Source organism: Streptomyces sp. NPDC008001 (assembly GCF_042958085.1).
Classification (GTDB): domain Bacteria; phylum Actinomycetota; class Actinomycetes; order Streptomycetales; family Streptomycetaceae; genus Streptomyces.
This window is the reverse complement of the sequence record NZ_JBIBIZ010000018.1, coordinates 1-17,976: the sequence shown is the minus strand read 5'-3', so window position 1 is coordinate 17,976 and position 17,976 is coordinate 1. Positions and strand designations below refer to the sequence as shown.

Annotated in this window: 20 protein-coding genes; 9 read left to right on the top strand and 11 right to left on the bottom strand. The window is 73.5% G+C overall.

Translation table 11 applies throughout. The features are described 5' to 3' along the window. The first annotated feature begins 39 nt into the window (after window positions 1-39). The 5 genes from gvpJ (at window position 40) to ACFZCD_RS32675 (ending at window position 2,539) form a co-directional block, all read left to right on the top strand. Window positions 40-603, top strand: a complete 564-nt coding sequence (gvpJ, locus tag ACFZCD_RS32695; protein WP_391836693.1) for a gas vesicle protein GvpJ — start codon at window positions 40-42, stop codon at window positions 601-603. 45 nt (window positions 604-648) lie between these two features. Continuing rightward, complete coding sequence (locus ACFZCD_RS32690; RefSeq protein WP_391836692.1) at window positions 649-1,470, top strand: GvpL/GvpF family gas vesicle protein; 822 nt, start codon at window positions 649-651, stop codon at window positions 1,468-1,470. Then, window positions 1,467-1,727 (top strand): gas vesicle protein, encoded by a 261-nt coding sequence (locus ACFZCD_RS32685; RefSeq protein WP_391836691.1) that lies wholly within the window; start codon window positions 1,467-1,469, stop codon window positions 1,725-1,727. The genes ACFZCD_RS32690 and ACFZCD_RS32685 overlap by 4 nt, the downstream gene beginning before the upstream one ends. Further along, complete coding sequence (locus tag ACFZCD_RS32680; protein ID WP_391836690.1) at window positions 1,702-2,112, top strand: gas vesicle protein K; 411 nt, start codon at window positions 1,702-1,704, stop codon at window positions 2,110-2,112. Before ACFZCD_RS32685 ends, ACFZCD_RS32680 begins: the two co-directional genes overlap by 26 nt. A gap of 151 nt (window positions 2,113-2,263) precedes the next feature. Further along, the gene (locus ACFZCD_RS32675) at window positions 2,264-2,539 is read left to right on the top strand and encodes a hypothetical protein (protein ID WP_391836689.1); all 276 of its coding nucleotides are present in this window, start codon (window positions 2,264-2,266) and stop codon (window positions 2,537-2,539) included. Here the strand turns inward: ACFZCD_RS32675 and htpX are convergent. From htpX to ACFZCD_RS32620, 11 genes are all read right to left on the bottom strand, one after another. Beyond that, entirely contained in the window at window positions 2,536-3,402 is an 867-nt protein-coding gene (gene htpX, locus ACFZCD_RS32670; RefSeq protein ID WP_391836688.1) for a zinc metalloprotease HtpX, read from the bottom strand. The two genes, ACFZCD_RS32675 and htpX, sit on opposite strands and share 4 nt — an antisense overlap. 273 nt (window positions 3,403-3,675) lie before the next feature. After that, complete coding sequence (locus tag ACFZCD_RS32665; RefSeq protein WP_391836687.1) at window positions 3,676-5,187, bottom strand: NADH-quinone oxidoreductase subunit N; 1,512 nt, start codon at window positions 5,185-5,187, stop codon at window positions 3,676-3,678. After that, entirely contained in the window at window positions 5,187-6,809 is a 1,623-nt protein-coding gene (locus ACFZCD_RS32660; protein WP_391836686.1) for a NuoM family protein, read from the bottom strand. The genes ACFZCD_RS32665 and ACFZCD_RS32660 overlap by 1 nt, the downstream gene beginning before the upstream one ends. 2 nt (window positions 6,810-6,811) lie before the next feature. Then, window positions 6,812-8,803, bottom strand: coding sequence for an NADH-quinone oxidoreductase subunit L (locus ACFZCD_RS32655; RefSeq protein ID WP_391836685.1), 1,992 nt, complete (start codon window positions 8,801-8,803; stop codon window positions 6,812-6,814). Beyond that, window positions 8,800-9,174, bottom strand: a complete 375-nt coding sequence (gene nuoK / locus ACFZCD_RS32650; protein ID WP_391836684.1) for an NADH-quinone oxidoreductase subunit NuoK — start codon at window positions 9,172-9,174, stop codon at window positions 8,800-8,802. Before nuoK ends, ACFZCD_RS32655 begins: the two co-directional genes overlap by 4 nt. Beyond that, window positions 9,174-9,746: an NADH-quinone oxidoreductase subunit J gene (locus ACFZCD_RS32645; protein WP_391836683.1), complete on the bottom strand. Its 573-nt coding sequence runs from the start codon at window positions 9,744-9,746 to the stop codon at window positions 9,174-9,176. Before ACFZCD_RS32645 ends, nuoK begins: the two co-directional genes overlap by 1 nt. Further along, entirely contained in the window at window positions 9,743-10,291 is a 549-nt protein-coding gene (locus ACFZCD_RS32640; RefSeq protein ID WP_391836682.1) for a NuoI/complex I 23 kDa subunit family protein, read from the bottom strand. Before ACFZCD_RS32640 ends, ACFZCD_RS32645 begins: the two co-directional genes overlap by 4 nt. After that, entirely contained in the window at window positions 10,291-11,256 is a 966-nt protein-coding gene (locus ACFZCD_RS32635; RefSeq protein WP_391836681.1) for an NADH-quinone oxidoreductase subunit H, read from the bottom strand. The genes ACFZCD_RS32640 and ACFZCD_RS32635 overlap by 1 nt, the downstream gene beginning before the upstream one ends. After that, complete coding sequence (locus tag ACFZCD_RS32630) at window positions 11,253-12,806, bottom strand: NADH-quinone oxidoreductase subunit C (RefSeq protein WP_391836680.1); 1,554 nt, start codon at window positions 12,804-12,806, stop codon at window positions 11,253-11,255. The genes ACFZCD_RS32635 and ACFZCD_RS32630 overlap by 4 nt, the downstream gene beginning before the upstream one ends. Next, window positions 12,803-13,432 carry an NADH-quinone oxidoreductase subunit NuoB gene (gene nuoB / locus ACFZCD_RS32625; protein WP_391836679.1) on the bottom strand — a complete coding sequence of 210 codons (630 nt, stop codon included), beginning with the start codon at window positions 13,430-13,432 and terminating at the stop codon, window positions 12,803-12,805. The genes ACFZCD_RS32630 and nuoB overlap by 4 nt, the downstream gene beginning before the upstream one ends. Then, window positions 13,402-13,830: an NADH-quinone oxidoreductase subunit A gene (locus ACFZCD_RS32620; RefSeq protein WP_391836707.1), complete on the bottom strand. Its 429-nt coding sequence runs from the start codon at window positions 13,828-13,830 to the stop codon at window positions 13,402-13,404. The genes nuoB and ACFZCD_RS32620 overlap by 31 nt, the downstream gene beginning before the upstream one ends. A 152-nt stretch (window positions 13,831-13,982) precedes the next feature. Here ACFZCD_RS32620 and ACFZCD_RS32615 point away from each other — a divergent pair, with 152 nt between their 5' ends. The 4 genes from ACFZCD_RS32615 to ACFZCD_RS32600 all read left to right on the top strand — a co-directional run. Next, window positions 13,983-15,233 carry a sensor histidine kinase gene (locus ACFZCD_RS32615; RefSeq protein WP_391836678.1) on the top strand — a complete coding sequence of 417 codons (1,251 nt, stop codon included), beginning with the start codon at window positions 13,983-13,985 and terminating at the stop codon, window positions 15,231-15,233. A 136-nt stretch (window positions 15,234-15,369) separates the two neighbouring features. Continuing rightward, on the top strand, window positions 15,370-16,695 hold the full coding sequence (locus ACFZCD_RS32610) for a sensor histidine kinase (RefSeq protein WP_391836677.1): 1,326 nt from the start codon (window positions 15,370-15,372) through the stop codon (window positions 16,693-16,695). Window positions 16,696-16,837: 142 nt separating this feature from the next. Next, window positions 16,838-17,509, top strand: coding sequence for a response regulator (locus ACFZCD_RS32605; RefSeq protein ID WP_391836676.1), 672 nt, complete (start codon window positions 16,838-16,840; stop codon window positions 17,507-17,509). Window positions 17,510-17,784: 275 nt separating this feature from the next. Beyond that, window positions 17,785-17,976: hypothetical protein (locus tag ACFZCD_RS32600; RefSeq protein WP_391836675.1), on the top strand; the 192-nt coding region annotated here is incomplete at its 3' end.

Below are 17,976 nucleotides of genomic sequence, written 5' to 3'. Positions count from 1 at the left end.
CACCCGAGATGACCCGAGGCCGAGGAGGTCGACCCCGCCGTGACCGAACCCGTTCTCCCTTCCGCCGGCCAGGGACGCCCCCTCTCCCCGTACGGGCAGCAGGGCAGTAGCGCGAACCTCGCCGACATCCTGGAGCGCGTGCTGGACAAGGGCATCGTCATCGTCGGCGACATCAAGATCAATCTGCTCGACATCGAGTTGCTCACCATCAAACTCCGGCTGCTGGTGGCCTCCGTGGACAAGGCGAAGGAGATCGGCATCGACTGGTGGGAGCACGACCCCGCCCTGTCGTCCCGGGCCGGCGAGAAGCACGAGCTCGAAGCGGAGAACGAGCGTCTGCGGGCCGAGGTGAGGTCGTTGCGGCAGCAGTCCGCCGCCGGGTCCTCGCCGCGGAGCCTGCCCGAAGGCCGGGAAGGCGGGGAAGGCCGGGCGGACGACGCCGCCCGTCCGCGGCGCCCCGCGGCCGAGAGGTCCCGCGCCCCGGCGCGCTCCCGCGAGACGGAACGCCCGCGCCCGGCAGCACGGGCCCGTGGCGCCGAGTCCGCCCGCGCACGGCGGCGGCCCGGGGAGGACGAGGACCGGGAGGACGACGACCGCGGCTGACGAGACGCCGAGAGGCGAGTGACGAGTGACCGAGAGGGAGGAGCGATGGCCGGCTTCCTCAGTTACGCCTACGCCGTGGTGACGTTCTTCCCGGAGCTCGAGCGCACCGCGCTGGCGGACATTCGCGGCGTGGCGGGCAGCCCCGTCACCCTGGTCCGCTCGGGCGAGGTGGCGGCGGCCGTCAGCCACGTCCCGGAGGCCGACTTCTCCCAGGCGGCGCTCAAGGCGCATCTGGAGGACCTCGACTGGCTGGAGCCGACGGCCCGGGCGCACCACCTGGTCGTCGAGTCCCTCGCCGTCCGCACGACCGTCCTGCCGCTCCGTCTCGCCACGGTGTACCTCGACGACAGGCGCGTCGCGGAGATGCTGCACGAGGGGCACCCGGTGTTCGCCGCCTCGCTCGCCCGGCTGGCCGGGCACGCCGAATGGGGCGTGAAGGTCTACGTGGACGCGGCCGCCGCGCCGCCCCCGCCGGCCGCCGCACCGCCGGACGCGCCCGACGCGGGCCGCGCCTACCTGCGGCAACGCCGCCATCAGCACCAAACGCGGCGGGACGCCTGGCGGCTGGCGGAGGACGTGGTCCGCCGGATCGACGCCGGGGCCGGCGGCCTGGCCGCCGGACACGCCCGCCACCGGCCGCAGCAGGGCCGCCTGGCCGAGGCGTCCGGCGAGAACGTCGCCAACGACGCCTACCTCGTCCCCCACGGCCTGGCCGAGGAGTTCCGCCGCCGCGTCCACCGGGCCGCCGAGGACTCCCCCGGCGTCCGCGTGGACATCACGGGTCCCTGGGCCCCCTACTCCTTCGCCGGCTTTGCCGACACGGACGCCGGCGCCGGTGCCGGGGCGCGGGAGGGAGCACCCCCGTGACCCCTTACGCGGACGAGGACCGCCCCCTGGCCCAGCAGCAGGCGGCCCTGATCGACCTCCTGGACCGCCTGCTCAGCGGGGGTGTCGTCCTCACCGGCGATCTCGTCCTGTCGATCGCCGACATCGACTTGGTACGCATATCGCTGCGCGCCGTGGTGGTGGCCATCCGCGAGCAGGCCGAAGGGCAGTGGGGGGTTGTGGCGGCGCAGGGGGACGCGCCGGCGGAGGGCGGTGACCGCCGTGCCGGGCCGTGGTGAGCCGCCCCGGCCCGACCGCCTGCGGGAGGTCGCCCGGGCGGCGGCGTCCGCCCTGTCGGTGGTCCCGGCCCATCCCGGGGAGCTCCCTCCCCCGCTCGGCACGGACCGCCGCCGCACCGCCGCCGAACGGCTGCACGCCGACCCCGACACGGTCGAGCGGGACCTCGTCCGCCTGGTGCTGACCATCGTCGAGCTCCTGCGCCAGCTCATGGAGCGGCAGGCGCTCCACCGCGTCGACGAGGGGGACCTCACCGAGGAGCAGGAGGAGAGGCTCGGCCTCACCCTGATGCTCCTGCACGACCGCATGGCGGAACTCTGCGAGCAGTACGGGCTGACGCTGGACGACCTCAACCTCGACCTCGGCCCCCTGGGCACGCTCCTCTGAGGCACGCTCCTCCGGCCGGACGGGCGGACGGCCGGGGCACCGGCTCCCCGGATGGCCTAATGCCACGTGCCGGGGACCGGCTCCGCCGTCATCGTGGGCGTACCGCCGTGTCCGCCGTCCGGGGGACACGCACGAGCGTGAGGAGCCCTCCATGCGCATCCGTACACGACATACGCTCGGCGCCGCGGTTTCCGCCGTGGTGCTCGCCGGAACGCTCGGCGCGGGGGTCGCCCGGGCGGCCGACCCGCAGCCTCCGTCCGCGCAGGTGCCCCTGACGCAGTGCCTGAGCGGGGGCGGGACGATCGACGTGACGATCGGGGACGACTACGAGCCCGTGATGGTGTGCCTGGGAGGGACGTACGACGGCAAGCCCATCGGCGACTCGCCCACCGGCGGCGACTCACCCGCCGGCCGAGGGGCGCGCTAGCGGCTCCCGTGGCCCGCCATCCGCTCCAGGCGGGCGATGCGCTCGCCCATCGGCGGGTGCGTGGAGAACAGCTTGGCCATGCCCTCGCCCGCGCGGAACGGGTTCGCGATCATCATGTGGCTCGCGGTCTCCAGGCGCGGCTCGGGGGGCAGGGGCAGGGCCTGCGTGCCGGCTTCGAGCTTGCGGAGGGCCGAGGCCAGGGCCAGGGGATCGCCCGTGAGGCGGGCGCCGGAGGCGTCGGCCTCGTACTCGCGGGAGCGGCTGACGGCGAGCTGGATGAGGGACGCCGCGACCGGGCCCAGCAGCATGATCATGATCATGCCGACGATGCCCGGGCCCTCGTCGTCGTCCGATCTGCCGAAGGGGATCAGCCAGGCGAAGTTGACGAGGAACATCACCACCGAGGCGAGGGCGCCCGCGACCGAGGAGATGAGGATGTCGCGGTTGTAGACGTGGCTGAGCTCGTGGCCGATGACGCCGCGGAGCTCGCGCTCGTCGAGGAGGCGCAGGATGCCGTCCGTGCAGCACACGGCGGCGTTGCGGGGGTTGCGGCCGGTCGCGAAGGCGTTGGGGGCGTCGGTCGGCGAGATGTACAGCCGGGGCATGGGCTGGCGGGCGGCCGTGGAGAGCTCGCGGACCATGCGGTAGAGCCGGGGGGCCTCGAACTCGCTGACCGGGCGGGCGCGCATGGCCCGGAGGGCCAGCTTGTCGCTGTTCCAGTAGGCGTAGGCGTTGGTGCCCAGCGCCACGAGGACGGCGACGATCAGGCCCGTACGGCCGAAGAGGCTGCCGATGACGATGATGAGTGCGGACAGTCCTCCGAGGAGGACTGCGGTCCTGAGCCCGTTGTGCCGGCGGTGCACGGTACGCCCTCCAAGTGGTGCGGCAGGGGAACCCTTTGCGCTGTCGTGCGTCCACGCGCGGGTGGAGCCTCCAGTGGAACCTTCCTGACCGGTCAACGCCAGACGAACGCCCCGGGTTCCCCCCGCCCGGCGGGGGCGGGGCGCCCTCCGGGCGGGGAGGCAGGCACGCGCGGGCGCACGCGCTCCGTCGGTCCCCGGCGGCCAGTCCCGGGCCGTACGCATTCCGCCGGACCCTCGGCGTGGGGGTTACGCGCCGCGGCGGCGGATCGTTTTTTAGAGGAGCGTGCTTGCGGCGAAGCGGAGGACCAGTTGGGGGGCGCCGGACAGGGCGATGCCGGCCACCGCGGCCAGGGCGATGGCCGCGCCCAGCGGCAGGGGGACGCGTACCGGAGCCGCTTCCGCGGCCTCCGTCTCCTCCGCCGGGCGGAAGAGGACCGCCGTCCACTGCAGGTAGTAGTACAGCGCGATCACGACGTTGAGGGCCATGACGACCGCCAGCCAGCCCAGCCCCGCGTCGACGGCCGCGGTGAAGACCGTGACCTTCGCGAAGAGGCCGATGATGCCGGGCGGCAGGCCGGCCAGGCAGAGCAGGAAGAAGCCCAGGGCGAGCGCGGCGAGCGGCCGGCGGGCGTAGAGGCCGCGGTAGTCGGTGATGCGGTTGGCGGGGCTCGTGCGGGCCACCAGGGCGGCGACGGCGAACGCGCCGAGGTTCACGGCGGCGTACATCAGCGCGTACGCGACGGTGGAGCCGATGGCGTGCGCGGGGTCGTCGGCGTAGCCGGCGGCGGCGACGGGCACCAGCAGGTAGCCCGCCTGGCCGACGGAGGACCAGGCCAGGAGGCGCACGGCGCTGTGGGCGCGCTCCGGGCGCTGCCGCAGCGCGGCGACGTTGCCCGCGGTCATGGTCAGCGCGGCGAGGACGGCGAGGGCCGGTGCCCACACGTCGGCGTACGACGGGAAGGCGACGACCGTCACCAGGATGAGGCCGGTGAAGCCGACGGCCTTGCCGATCACCGACAGGTAGGCGGCGACGGGCAGCGGCGCTCCCACGTAGGTGTCGGGCACCCAGAAGTGGAAGGGGACGGCCGCGGTCTTGAAGGCGAAGCCGACGAGGGTGAGGGCGACGCCGGCCTGGGCCAGGGTGTCGAGCCGCGGGTCGACGTGGCCGAGCTTCTCCGCGACCTCGGTGAGGTGCAGCGTGCCGGTGGCCGCGTAGACGAAGCTGACGCCCATGAGGGTGACGGCGGTCGCGGTGACCGAGGACAGGAAGAACTTCAGGGCCGCCTCGGAGGAGCGGCGTTCGCCACGGCGCAGGCCGACGAGGGCGAAGGCCGGCAGGGAGGCCACTTCGAGGGCGACGACGAGGGTCGCGAGGTCCCGGGAGGCGGGCAGCAGGGCGGCGCCGGCCGCGGAGGACAGCAGCAGGAACCAGAACTCCCCTTCGGGGAGTCGCTGGTCGCGGACGGCGCTCATGGACAGCAGGGCCGTCAGGAGGGCGCCGCCGAGCACGAGGAACTGGATGACGAGGGTGAAGTGGTCGGCGGTGTAGCTGCACGCGTGGCGGCCGGAGACGCCCGTGAGGCAGAAGGTGGACCGGTCACCGTCGAGGAGCGGCAGCAGGGAGACGCCCGCGAGCAGCAGGCCGGCGACGGAGATCCCCCCGAGGAGCGGCTTGCGGTCCTCGGGCAGGAAGAGGTCGGCGACCAGGACGGCCAGCGCCACGACGGCGGTGACGGTGGGCGGTGCGATGGCGAGCCAGTCGACGGACTGGATCAGGGAGCCCATCACTTGCCTCCTCGGAGGAGCTGCTGAACGGCCGGGTCGGTGAGGCCGAGGAGGGCCGCGGGCCAGAGTCCGGCGAGGACGGTGAGGGCGACGAGCGGGGTCCAGGCGGCGAACTCGTAGGACCGGACGTCGGCGGGCACGACGGACCCGGCGGACCCGGCGGGCTCGGCGGCACCGTCAGCTGTGCCGGTGGTCTGCGGCCGGGTGCTGCCCCCGTTGCCGCCCATGCAGACGCGGCGGACGACGACGAGCATGTAGGCGGCCGTCAGGAGCGTGCCGAGGCCGGCCAGGGCCATGAACGTCAGGAAGGCCGGGCGGCTGAGCCCGTCCGCGGGCCGGAAGGCGCCGAACATCGCGAGCATCTCGCCCCAGAAGCCGGCGAGGCCGGGCAGGCCGAGGGAGGCGATCGCGCCGAAGGCGAGGAGGCCGCCGAGGCGGGGGGCCTTGCCGTAGAGGGCGGCGCCGGTGCGGCCGGAGAGGGCGTCCAGGTCGCTGGTGCCGTAGCGGTCCTTGACCGCGCCGACGAGGAAGAAGAGGAGGCCGGTGATGAGGCCGTGGGCGATGTTGGCGAAGAGGGCGCCGTTGAGCCCGGTGGGGGTGAGCGTCGCGATGCCGAGCAGGACGAAGCCCATGTGGCCGACGGAGGAGTACGCGATGAGGCGCTTGAGGTCCCCCTTCGCGCCCCTGCGGGCGAGCGCCAGGCAGACCAGCGAGCCGTAGATGATGCCGGCGGCCGCGAAGGCGGCGAGGTAGGGCGCGAAGGCGTGCGCGCCGTCCGGGGCGATGGGCAGGACGATGCGGACGAACCCGTACGTGCCCATCTTCAGCAGCACGCCCGCGAGGAGCACCGAGCCGACGGTCGGGGCGGCGGTGTGGGCGTCGGGCAGCCAGCTGTGCAGCGGCCACATGGGGGCCTTGACGGCCAGTCCGGTGCCGATGGCGAGGACGGCGATGAGCTGGGTGGTGTGGCCGAGCGACGACCCGTTGTCAGTGGCGAGTGCCACCATGTCGAACGTGCCGCCCTTGATCCCGACCAGGAGGAGGCCGAGCAGCATCACGACGGAGCCGAGCAGCGTGTAGAGGATGAAGCGCCAGGCCGCGCGCTCCCTGCCCTCGCCGCCCCAGCGGGCGATGAGGAAGTACATCGGGATGAGCACCATCTCGAAGGCCAGGAAGAACAGCATCAGGTCGAGGACGGCGAAGGTCGCGAGGGTGCCGGACTCGAGGACGAGGAGCAGCGCGACGAATGCCCTGGGGGACGGGCCTGTGGGCGTTTTGAAGTAGCTGTAGAGCGCGCAGAGGAAGGTCAGCAGCGCGGTCAGCACGAGGAGGGGGAGCGAGACGCCGTCCACGCCCAGGTGGATCCGGATGTTCAGGGCCGGGATCCAGCTGATGTCGGTGGTCGCCTGCATGCGGGCCGGGCTGTCGTGGTCGAAGCCCGCCGCGAGGGCGATGCTCAGCGCGAGGACGGCGCCGGTGACGGTGACGCCGTGGCGCAGCACGGCCTGACCGGGGCTCTTGCCCTTGAGCCCGGGCGGGGCCGGGAGCAGGGCGGCGACGGCTCCGGCGAGGGGGAGGACGACGATCGCAGCGAGGAGGTACTGCAGGACGGTGTGACTCACGGTCAGGCTCCGTTGGCTACGAGCACGGCGGCTACGGCCAGGACGACGGCGCCTGCGAGCAGGGCGCTGAGATACGTCTGCACGTTTCCGGTCTGGGCGCGGCGGACGGCCGCCCCCAGCAGGCGGGGTGCGGTGGCGGCGCCGCTCACGTAGGTCTCGACGACCTCGCGGTCGAGGAAGCGGGCGAGGCGGGCGGCCGCGCGCGTGGGCCGGACGAACAGGGCCGCGTAGACGGCGTCCAGGTGGAAGCCGGCGGCGGCGTGGCGGTGCAGGGGGCCGAGGAGGATGCGGCCGGGGTCGGCCGGGTCGGGTGCCGCCGCGATGTCGCCGTAGGCGGCCTCGTGGCTGGCGATGGTCTCCTCCTCGGAGACGTACGGGGCCGCGTCCGGGTCGGCGGCGACGGCGCCGAGGGGGGTGCGGGCGGCGAGCACGGCGGTGCGGCGCCAGGCGGCGTACATGACGATCGCGCCGGCGAGGGCACAGCCGGTGGAGAGGACGGAGGTGGTGAGCGCCGGCGTCAGGGAGTCGCCGTCGAACCAGCCGGGGAGCTTCCAGGCGGCCAGGCCGAGCGCGATGGTCGGCACGGAGAGCACCCACAGGACGGTGTTCATGGCGGCGGGCTGCTTGCCGTGGTCGGGGGCCTCGGCGCCGCTGCCGCGGAACGCCATCAGCCACAGGCGGGTGGCGTAGGCGGCGGTGAGGAGGGCGGTGAGGAGCCCCGCGGCGAGCACGAGCCAGCCCGCTGCGCCGGGGATGCCCTCGGCGTCGCCGGAGGCGGCGTGTTCGGCCGCGCCGAGGACGGCTTCCTTGGAGAAGAAGCCGCTGAACGGGGGGATCGCGGCGAGGGCGAGGAGGGCGACGGTCATCGTCCAGTACGCGTCGGGGATGCGTCCGGCGAGGCCGCGCATGCGGGCCATGGCGGCCAGCGAGTTCGTGCCGGCGGCGTGGATGATCACGCCTGCCCCGAGGAAGAGGAGGGCCTTGAAGGCGCCGTGCGAGATCAGGTGGAAGACGGCGGCGCTGCGGTTGCCGACGGCGAGGGCGCCGGTCATGTAGCCGAGCTGGCCGACGGTCGAGTAGGCCAGGACGCGCTTGATGTCGTCCTGGGCGAGCGCCGCGAGGGCCGAGCCCACCATGGTGACGGCGGCCATCACGGCGAGGACGACGAGCGCGGCCGCGGAGGCCGTGAAGAGGGGGAGGAGCCGGGCGATGAAGTAGACGCCGGCCGCGACCATCGTCGCGGCGTGGATCAGCGCCGAGACCGGCGTGGGGCCGGCCATCGCGTCGGGCAGCCACGTGTGCAGCGGGAACTGCGCGGACTTGCCGGCGACGCCCGCCAGGAGCAGCAGCGCGATGAGCGTGGGGTGGTCGATGTCCCCGGCGGCGACGGCGGTGAGGATGCCGTTGATCCGGAAGGTCCCGGCGTCGGCGGCCAGCGCGAGGATGCCGATCAGGAAGGGCACGTCGCCGAGCTTGGTGACCAGGAAGGCCTTGAGGGACGCGGTGCGCGCGGCCTCGGTCTCCCAGTAGTGGCCGACCAGGAAGTACGAGCAGATGCCCATGATCTCCCAGCCGACCAGCAGCACCATCAGGTCGCCGGAGTAGACGACGAGCAGCATGGCGGCGGTGAAGAGGGAGACGAGGGCGGCGTAGGAGGGGTAGCGGGGGTCGTCGCGCAGGTAGGCGGTCGAGTAGAGCTGGACGCAGGTGGCGACGACGCCGACGAGGAGGGCGACGAGGACGGCGAAGCCGTCGAGGTGCAGGGCGAGGTCGACCGGCACGGAGCCGGTCGGGGTGAGCCGGGTGGCGGCGTCGAGCGCGTCCCCGCCGCCCTGCTGCCAGGCGACGACGGCGGCGAGCACGGCCGCGGCGAGCGTCGGCAGGACGGCCAGGGGCCGTACGAAGCCGGGCGCGCGGCGGCCGGTCAGGATGCCCGCGAAGGCGCCGAGGAACGGCAGCAGGGGGACGAGAACGGCGGTGGTCGTGGTGCTCACGCGGCGGCCTCGGCCTTCTCCTCGCGGTCCGGGCGGTCGGTCTCGGGTCCGGTGTCGTCGGGGGCGTCGTCGCGCAGGTCGCGCAGGCGGTCGACGTCGGCGGTGCCGCGGTTGCGGTGCACCTGCAGCACGATCGCCAGGCCGATGCCGATCTCGGCGGCGGCGATGGCGATGGTGAAGAGGGTGAGGGCCTGGCCGGCGTGCAGGGCGTCGCGCAGCCAGACGTCGAAGGCGACCAGGTTGAGGTTGACGGCGTTGAGCATCAGCTCGACGGACATCAGGACCAGGATCGCGTTGCGCCGGGCCAGCACGCCGTACAGGCCGGTGCAGAAGAGGAGGGCGGCGAGGACGGCCGGGTAGACGAGGTGCATCAGCGCTTCTCCTCCTTGTCCTTCTTGCGGGAGAGGACGATCGCGCCGACGAGTGCGGCGAGCAGCAGCACGGACAGCGCCTCGAAGGGCAGCACCCAGTGCCGGAAGAGGACCTCTCCGGAGACCTTCGTCGTGCCCTGGGGGGCGTCGCCGTCCAGGCCGATCCAGGTCGTGCGGAAGGCGTCGGCGACCACCCACACGAGGGCGGCGGCCGCTGCCAGGGCGACTCCGAGGGCGGCCCGGCGGTTGCCGGAGTCGGCGTCCGGGGAGCGGCCGATGGGGGCCCTGGTGAGCATGAGCCCGAAGAGGAGGAGGACGACCACGGAGCCGACGTAGATCAGGACCTGCACCCAGGCGATGAACTCCGCCGTCAGCAGCAGGTACTCCACGGCGAGCCCGCCGAGGGCGACGACCAGCCACAGCGCGGCGTGCACCAGCTGCTTGGTGGTGACGGTCACGACGGCCGCGCCGAGGGTGGCGAGGCCGACGAGGAGGAAGACGATCTCGACGCCGGTGGGCGAGAGGAAGCCGTGCGCCTGTGCGGCGAGCACGGTGGTGCCGGTGCCGGTCATGCCTCTCCCTCCTGCTGGGCCCTGAGTTTCTCCGCCGTCTTCTCCGCCGCCTTGCGGGCCGCCGCGATCTCCTTCGGCTCCTCGGCCGCCGGGTCGAGCGCGGGCGGCTCCGGCACGGTCCACATCCACTCGCGGAGCTTGTCGCGCTCGTGGACGAGGTCCTGGATGTCGGTCTCGGCGTACTCGAACTCCGGCGACCAGAACAGGGCGTCGAAGGGGCACACCTCGATGCAGATGCCGCAGTACATGCAGAGCGAGAAGTCGATCGCGAAGCGGTCGAGGACGTTGCGGCTGCGCTCGCGGCCGCCCGGGGCGGCCGGCGGCACCGTCTCCTTGTGGGAGTCGATGTAGATGCACCAGTCCGGGCACTCGCGGGCGCACAGCATGCAGACCGTGCAGTTCTCCTCGAACAGGCCGATGACGCCGCGGGTGCGGGGCGGGAGCTCGGGCTGTACGTCGGGGTACTGCGCGGTGTGCGCGCGGCGCGTCATCGTGCGGAGCGTGACGGCCAGGCCCTTGGCGAGGCCGGAGCCGGGAATGCCCATTACTGGGTCACCACCTTGACGACGCCCGTCAGCGCGATCTGCGCCAGGGCGAGGGGAATGAGGGCGGTCCAGGCCAGCTTCTGCAGCTGGTCCTCGCGCAGGCGCGGGTAGGTGACCCGCAGCCAGATCACGACGAAGGCGAGGACGGCCGTCTTGAGCAGCGTCCACAGCCAGCCGAGGCCGTCGGCGCCGAACGGGCCGTGCCAGCCGCCGAGGAACAGGACCGTGGTCAGGCCGCACAGCACGACGATGCCGGCGTACTCGGACAGCAGGAACAGGGCGAAGCGCAGGCCCGTGTACTCGGTGTACGCGCCGAAGATGATCTCGGAGTCGGCGACCGGCATGTCGAACGGGGGCCGCTGCAGCTCGGCCAGGCCGGCGACGAAGAAGACCACCGCGCCCACGATCTGCCAGGGCACCCACCACCAGTGGAAGGCGTCCACGATCCCCGGCAGCGAGACCGTGCCCGCCGCCATGGCCACGCTCGCCGCGGCGAGCACCATCGGCAGCTCGTACGCCATCAGCTGCGCGGCCGTCCGCAGGCCGCCGAGCAGTGAGAACTTGTTGGCGGACGCCCAGCCGGCCATCAGCGAGCCGAGGACGCCGACGCCCATCACGGCGAGGACGAAGAAGATGCCCGCGTCGACGACCTGGCCGACCGCGTTGCCCGGTCCGACCGGGATCGCGATCAGCACGAGGAGGTACGGGAGGAGGGCGACGGCCGGTGCCAGCTGGAAGATCCGCCGGTCCGCGCCCGCGGGAACGACGTCCTCCTTCTGCGCGAACTTCACGCCGTCCGCGACGAGCTGCGCCCAGCCGTGGAAACCGCCGGCGTACATGGGGCCGAGGCGGCCCTGCATGTGGGCCATGACCTTGTGCTCGGTCTGGCCGACGACGAGGGGCAGCACGAGGAAGACGACGAAGACGGCGAGGAGGCGCAGGAGGACGTCGAGAGTGCCACTCATGCGGGGTCGCCTCCGGCGGGGTTGGTGTCGTTCTGGGGGTCGCCGTTCCGGCCTGCGCGTCCGGCTGCGTCTTCGGCTGCGCCGGGGGCTTCGTCGGAGGGTGACTCCGGGGTCTCGGATGCCTCCTCGGAGGGTGACTCCGGGGTCTCGGATGCCTCCTCGGAGGGTGACTCCGGCGTGCCGGCTGCCTGCACTGACGGTGACTCCGGCACCGCCGGGCTGCGCCGCTCGGGCTGAGCGCCGTCGCGGCGGGGAGAAGGCTGCGGCTCAGGAGCGACTGCCGCTTCCGGCGTGCTGGCCTCCTCGGAAGGTGACTCCGGCACCGCCGGGCTGCGTCGCTCGGGCTGAGCGCCGTCGCGGCGGGGAGAAGGCTGCGGCTCGGGAGTGGCTTCCTGGGGCGGCTCTTCTTCGAAGGCCGGGCGGGCGTGGTGCCAGGGGGCGTCGGGCGAGCCGGCGGCGGGGCGGCGGGCAGGGCGCGGCGCGGCCTCACCCTGCTGCGGGCCGGCCAAGCCGTCGGCTGCGCCATCGGAACGGCGGGCCGGGGCGTCGGCGTCTTCCACCTGGCTGGCGGAACCGTCCGCCGCGCTGCGGGTACGACGGGCCGGCGCGGCAGCACCCTCCGCCTGGCTGGCCGAGCCGTCCGCCGCACTACGCGTACGCCGAGCCGGCGCGGCAGCACCCTCCGGCTGGCCGGTCGAGCCCTCGCTCGTGCTGCGGGCAGCACCCTCCACCTGGCTAGCCGAGCCGTCCGACGCACTGCGGGTACGACGAGCCGGCGCGGCAGCGCCATCCGCCTGGCTCGCCGAGCCCTCGCTCGCGCTCCGCGTACGGCGAGCCGGAGCCGCGGCCTCCGCCTGGGTGGCCGAGCCCTCCGTCGTCGTGCGGGTGCGGCGGACCGGGCGGTCGCCCGCAGCGCGGGGGGTGCGGGCCGGGCGGGACGGGGCGGGAGGGAGCTGGCCCTTGAGGGGGCCCCATTCGTTGGGGTCGGGGACGCCCGGGGGCAGCATCTGGCGCCGCTTGGGGCCGCCGTCCGCCGACTCGCCCGGTTCCTTCGCGCCCGGCCACGCCTTGGCGACCCGCGCCGCCAGGACGAAGTCCTTCCGCAGGGGGTGGCCCTCGAAGGCGTCCGGGAGGAGGAGCGGGGCCAGGTGCGGGTGGCCCGGGAAGTCGATGCCGAACATTTCGTGGGTCTCGCGCTCGTGCCAGGCGGCGCCCGCGTACACGCCGACGGCGGTGGGCAGCGACGGCGCCTCGTGCGGCACCGTCGTGCGCAGCAGCAGCCGGCGCGTGCCCGCTCCCCCGCCCGGCAGGGCACCCGGCAGCGCGACCACGTGCGCGCAGACGCGGAAGCCCGTGCCGGGCTCGTCCACGGCGCTCAGCCAGTCGAAGAAGGTGCAGCCCAGCCGGTCCCGGGCGGTTTCGAGCGCACTGATCCACCGCTCGGCCGGGACGTCGACCGTCAGCAGGTCGTACGTCTCCTCGGCCGTCGCGCCTTCGCCGAACAGTCCGGCGGGGTCACCCGGCAGCCAGCCGGGTGCGGATTCCGTCATCGGTCCGTCTCCTCGGAAGCCCCCGCGGGCGGGGGCGGCGGCGTCACGAGCCCGCTCCGCAGGGCCGCCGCGGACGCCCCCGCGCCCCCGGCGGAGCCGTACCGCTCGCCCAGCGACTCCCGCGCGATCTTCTCCTGCAGCTTCAGGATCCCCTGGAGCAGCGCCTCCGGCCGCGGCGGGCAGCCGGGCACGTACACGTCCACGGGAATGATCTGGTCGACGCCCTTGGTGACGGCGTACGAGTCCCAGTAGGGGCCGCCGCAGTTCGAGCAGGCGCCGAAGGAGATCACGTACTTCGGCTCGGGCATCTGCTCGTAGAGCCGCTTCACGGCCGGCGCCATCTTGTCCGTCACCGTGCCGGAGACGATCATGAGGTCGGCCTGCCGCGGCCCCGGCGCGAAGGGGATGACGCCGAGCCGGATGAAGTCGTGCCGCGCCATGGACGCCGCGATGAACTCGATCGCACAGCAGGCGAGCCCGAAGTTGAAGACCCACAGGCTGTAGCGGCGCCCCCAGTTCAGGACGACCTTCATCGGCTCCGGGGCCAGCCTGGCCAGCGGGCCCAGGCGGCGGGGCTCGGGGAGGTCCACCGGTGTCACGTCCACTCCAGGACGCCCTTCTTCCATGCGTACAACAGGCCCACGGCGAGGAAGCCGAGGAAGACGAACATCTCCACGAGCGTGGCCCCGCCGAAGCCCGGCGCGGCGAACACCGTCGCCCAGGGGAACAGGAAGACCGAGTCCACGGCGAAGATCACGTACAGGAAGGCGTAGACGTAGTAGCGGATCTGGGTGTGGGCCCAGCCCTCGCCGACGGGGTCGACACCGCACTCGTACGTCAGCAGCTTCTCGGGCGTCGGCACGACGGGCCGCAGCAGCCGCCCGGCCCCGAAGGCCACGGCGACGAAGAGCACGCCGACCACGGCGAGCAGCCCGACCACGGAATAGGCGTGGAAGTAGTCCGCGGCCAGCGGCACACGGGTGGGGACACCGCTACCGGCATAGGCATCGGCACTGCTGCGCACGGTCGCCTCCGGCACGTCCGCCCTCGCTCCCTGTCCTGCGTGTTCGACGTTCTGTACGCACGGGAGTCTAGGCCCTGGTGGGGTTAACCCCACCCTTCCCCACCCACGGCCCCCATGGCGGAGGCCCGCCGCGGCCGTGCAGGCTGAGGGGTATGACCGCCAGCAGTGCCGCACACAGCACGTCGAGAAGCGCTGAAAACATCAGAAGTACTGACATCAGGGTAAATGACCCTCATGAGGGCGATGCCGACGGCGGCGACCGGCTCCCCCCTGCCCGCTTGGCCTTCGGCGCCCGGACGTGGAAGGAGTTCGCGCACCTCCTGCTCAACCTGCCGGAGGCGCTCGCCGGCTTCGTCTACGTGTCGGCGTGGCTCTACGCCGGCGCCCTGACCTCCCTCACGGTCATCGGCCTGCCGCTGCTGGCGCTCGGCCTGACGGGCGCGCGGGCACTGGGCCGGTTCGAGCGACGGCGGGCGCGGGCGCTGCTGGGACTGCACGTGGAGGAGCCGAGCCCGCTCTCCCGGCAGCCGCGGAACCACGGGTTCCTCCCCTGGATGTGGACGGCGCTGAAGGACCCGGTCGGCTGGCGCACCACCCTCTACGGCTTCATCCGCCTGCCCTGGGGCGTCCTCACCTTCGTCCTCGCCGTGTGCCTGTTCTTCGTCGGCTGGCCGTTCCTCGGCCTCGTCGCGCGCGGCCTGACGAACCTGGACCGCGGCATGGTGCGCGGCCTGCTCGGCCCCTCCAGCGAGCTGGAGCGGCGGATCGCCGAGCTGGAGCAGGACCGCGGCGTGGTCGTGGACACCGCGGCCGCCGACCTGCGCCGCATCGAGCGCGACCTCCACGACGGCGCCCAGGCCCGCCTCGTCGCGCTCGCGATGGGGCTGGGCCTGGCCAAGGAGAAGGTGCTGGAGGACCCGGAGGCGGCGGCCCGGATGGTCGACGAGGCCCACGGCGAGGTGAAGCTCGCCCTGCAGGAGCTGCGCGACCTGGCCCGCGGCATCCACCCGGCGGTGCTGACGGACCGCGGCCTGGATGCCGCCCTGTCGTCGGTGGCGGCGCGCTGCACCGTACCGGTGTCGGTCTCGGTCGAGCTGGACGAGCGGCCCGCCGAGGCGATCGAGGGCATCGCGTACTTCACGGTCTCGGAGCTGCTGCAGAACGTCAGCAAGCACAGCGGGGCGCGGTCGGCCGAGGTCGAGCTGTGGCGCAAGGGCCGGCGGCTGCTGATCCAGGTGCGCGACGACGGCCGCGGCGGCGCCTCGACGGCCGCGGGCAGCGGGCTGGCCGGGCTCGCGGAGCGGCTGGGGTCGGTGGACGGCCTGTTCGCGGTGGACTCGCCGGCCGGCGGGCCGACGGTCGTCACGGCGGAGCTGCCGTGGCGGGAGCGGGCCGCCGGCTAGACCTGCGGGCTGCCGGGGACTGCACGGGTAGGGACAACCCCACCCCCGGGACACCGACTCCCACCATGGTCCGCGCCCCCGTCCTCCGCGAGCCTTGAAGCACGGACACCATCGCGACCCGGGAGAAGACGACGACATGGCCATGGACTACGGCCGGGCGGAGGCACGCCGGTCCCCTCGCGTGCCCGCCGTGCTGCGCGCCCCCCTGGAGGGCCGCACGTGGCGCGAGTTCCTCTACCTCCTCCTCAGCCTGCCGATCGCGGTCCTCACCTTCTCCTTCGCGGTGACGATGACGACGGCCGGCATCGGCATGCTGATCACCTTCGTGGGCGTGCCGGTGCTGGCCGCGGGGCTCGTCGGCGTCCGGGCGCTGGGGGCCGTCGAGCGGGCGCGCGCCCGGGCCCTGCTCAGGGTGGAGATCAGCGAGCCCGAGCCCGTACGGGCGCGGAACGGCAAGCGCGGGCTGATGCCGTGGGTCGGGGCGCTGCTCAAGAGCAGCGTGTCGTGGCGGCACATGCTCTACGCGCTGCTGCACCTGCCGTGGGCGATCGCGGCCTTCACGGTCTCCCTGACGACGTGGTCCGTCGGCTGGCTGCTGTTCCTCTACCCGGCCTACTCGTGGATGTACCCGGAGTGGTGGGGCCAGCCCGGCATGCAGATCGGCGACTCCGAGCACGGCGCCGGCCTCTACGTCGACAACCCCTTCGAGATCGGCGTGACGTGCGCCGCCGGCCTGCTCCTCGTCCTGGCCGCCCCCTGGCTGATCCGCGGCCTCGCGCACGTCGACCGGCTGCTGGTGAGCGGGCTGCTCGGCCCCTCGCGGCTCGCGGAGCGGGTGTGGGAGCTGGAGGAGGACCGGGGCGTGGTCGTGGACACCGCGGCCGCCGACCTGCGCCGCATCGAGCGCGACCTTCACGACGGCGCCCAGGCCCGCCTCGTCGCGCTCGCCATGGACCTCGGCCTGGCCAAGGAGAAGCTGGAGGAGGACCCGGAGGCGGCGGCCCGCATGGTCGACGAGGCCCACGGCGAAGTGAAGCTCGCCCTGCAGGAGCTGCGCGACCTGGCCCGCGGCATCCACCCGGCGATCCTCACCGACCGGGGCCTCGGCCCGGCCCTGTCCGCGCTGGCGGCCCGCTGCACGGTCCCGGTGCAGGCCGAGGTGGACCTGCCGGCCCGGCCGGCGCCGGCGATCGAAGGCATCGCGTACTTCACGGTCTCCGAGCTCCTGCAGAACATCAGCAAGCACAGCGGAGCGCGGAGCGCGCGGGTGGACGTGTGGCGTTCGGCCGACCGGCTGCTGCTGCAGGTCTGGGACGACGGCCGGGGCGGGGCGTCCACGGCCGGGGGCAGCGGGCTGGCCGGGCTCGCGGAGCGGCTGGGCTCGGTGGACGGCCTGCTGGTGGTCCGGTCGCCGGAGGGCGGGCCGACGACGGTGACCGCGGAGCTGCCCTGGCGCGGCTAGCGCGCGGCGGCCGGCAACCGGAGCTTCGGCGGGGAGGACCCGCCGGCACCCCGGGGCTTCCCGCGGGGAGGACCCGCCGGCACCCCGCCGCGTGACATGCTGAGGTCCGTCATTTGCTGCCGGACCGGGGGAGCCACAGGTCGTGGAGGACAGGGTACGGATCGTCATCGCCGAGGATTCGGTGCTCCTCCGGGAGGGCCTGACCCGGCTGCTGACCGACCGGGGCCACGACGTCGTGGCGGGCGTCGGCGACGGCGAGGCGCTGATCAAGGCCGTCCGGGAGCTCGCCGACGAGGGCGCGCTGCCGGACGTCGTCGTGGCGGACGTCCGCATGCCGCCCACCCATACGGACGAAGGCGTACGGGCCGCGGTGCAGCTGCGCCGGCAGCACCCGGGCCTCGGAGTGCTGGTCCTCTCGCAGTACGTGGAGGAGCAGTACGCCACGGAGCTGCTCGCGGGCAGCAGCACGGGCGTGGGCTATCTGCTCAAGGACCGGGTGGCCGAGGTCCGCGAGTTCGTGGACGCGGTGGTCCGGGTGGCGCGCGGCGGCACCGCGCTGGACCCCGAGGTCGTCGCCCAGCTGCTGGGCCGCAGCCGCAAGCAGGACGTGCTCGCGGGGCTCACCCCGCGCGAACGCGAGGTGCTCGGGCTGATGGCCGAGGGACGGACGAATTCGGCCGTCGCCAAGCAGCTGGTGGTGAGCGACGGAGCGGTCGAGAAGCACGTCAGCAACATCTTCATGAAACTTGGGCTTTCCCCTAGTGACGGGGATCACCGGCGGGTGCTGGCCGTGCTGACCTACCTCCGCTCGTGATCATCTGACGCTGCATCAGTCAGCGGCAGCGGCCCTGGTGGGAGGGGGTCGGGCGACGGAAGACCTAGCACCAAAGACCTAGAACGGCCGGGCGGGCGAGGCGGCCCGCACGGGCCTGTTGAAAACGGCCCATACCGGGACAACCGGAAGCCTCTCCCTCCACTTCTTCTTGTGATCCATCCCAGGTAGGCAGCCCTTACCCACGTACGATGGCCGTGGGAACGCCGGTCGGGCACCACCGTGTGCGCGCCGCCGCCAGAGGGAGGTCCGAAGCAGTGACCAGCCAGGTCAGCAGCCCGGCCGAACAGGCCGCACGAGCCGAGCAGCCGAGCGGGGCAGCAGCTCCGTCACCCGTGGACTCCGGTCCGCCGTCGGTGAAGGAGGTGCGGCGGCTGGACAGGGTGATCATCCGGTTTGCGGGTGACTCCGGCGACGGTATGCAGCTGACGGGTGACCGGTTCACGTCC

What these genes read in the sequence shown, in the direction of transcription:
- ACFZCD_RS32690 (WP_391836692.1), top strand. Translation starts at nt 649, where the DNA reads ATGGCCGGCTTCCTCAGTTACGCCTACGCCGTGGTGACGTTCTTCCCG.
- ACFZCD_RS32675 (WP_391836689.1), top strand. Translation starts at nt 2,264, where the DNA reads ATGCGCATCCGTACACGACATACGCTCGGCGCCGCGGTTTCCGCCGTG.
- ACFZCD_RS32665 (WP_391836687.1), bottom strand. Translation starts at nt 5,187, where the DNA reads ATGGGCTCCCTGATCCAGTCCGTCGACTGGCTCGCCATCGCACCGCCC.
- nuoK (WP_391836684.1), bottom strand. Translation starts at nt 9,174, where the DNA reads ATGCACCTCGTCTACCCGGCCGTCCTCGCCGCCCTCCTCTTCTGCACC.
- ACFZCD_RS32645 (WP_391836683.1), bottom strand. Translation starts at nt 9,746, where the DNA reads ATGACCGGCACCGGCACCACCGTGCTCGCCGCACAGGCGCACGGCTTC.
- ACFZCD_RS32640 (WP_391836682.1), bottom strand. Translation starts at nt 10,291, where the DNA reads ATGGGCATTCCCGGCTCCGGCCTCGCCAAGGGCCTGGCCGTCACGCTC.
- ACFZCD_RS32635 (WP_391836681.1), bottom strand. Translation starts at nt 11,256, where the DNA reads ATGAGTGGCACTCTCGACGTCCTCCTGCGCCTCCTCGCCGTCTTCGTC.
- ACFZCD_RS32630 (WP_391836680.1), bottom strand. Translation starts at nt 12,806, where the DNA reads ATGACGGAATCCGCACCCGGCTGGCTGCCGGGTGACCCCGCCGGACTG.
- nuoB (WP_391836679.1), bottom strand. Translation starts at nt 13,432, where the DNA reads ATGGAAGAAGGGCGTCCTGGAGTGGACGTGACACCGGTGGACCTCCCC.
- ACFZCD_RS32615 (WP_391836678.1), top strand. Translation starts at nt 13,983, where the DNA reads ATGACCGCCAGCAGTGCCGCACACAGCACGTCGAGAAGCGCTGAAAAC.
- ACFZCD_RS32610 (WP_391836677.1), top strand. Translation starts at nt 15,370, where the DNA reads ATGGCCATGGACTACGGCCGGGCGGAGGCACGCCGGTCCCCTCGCGTG.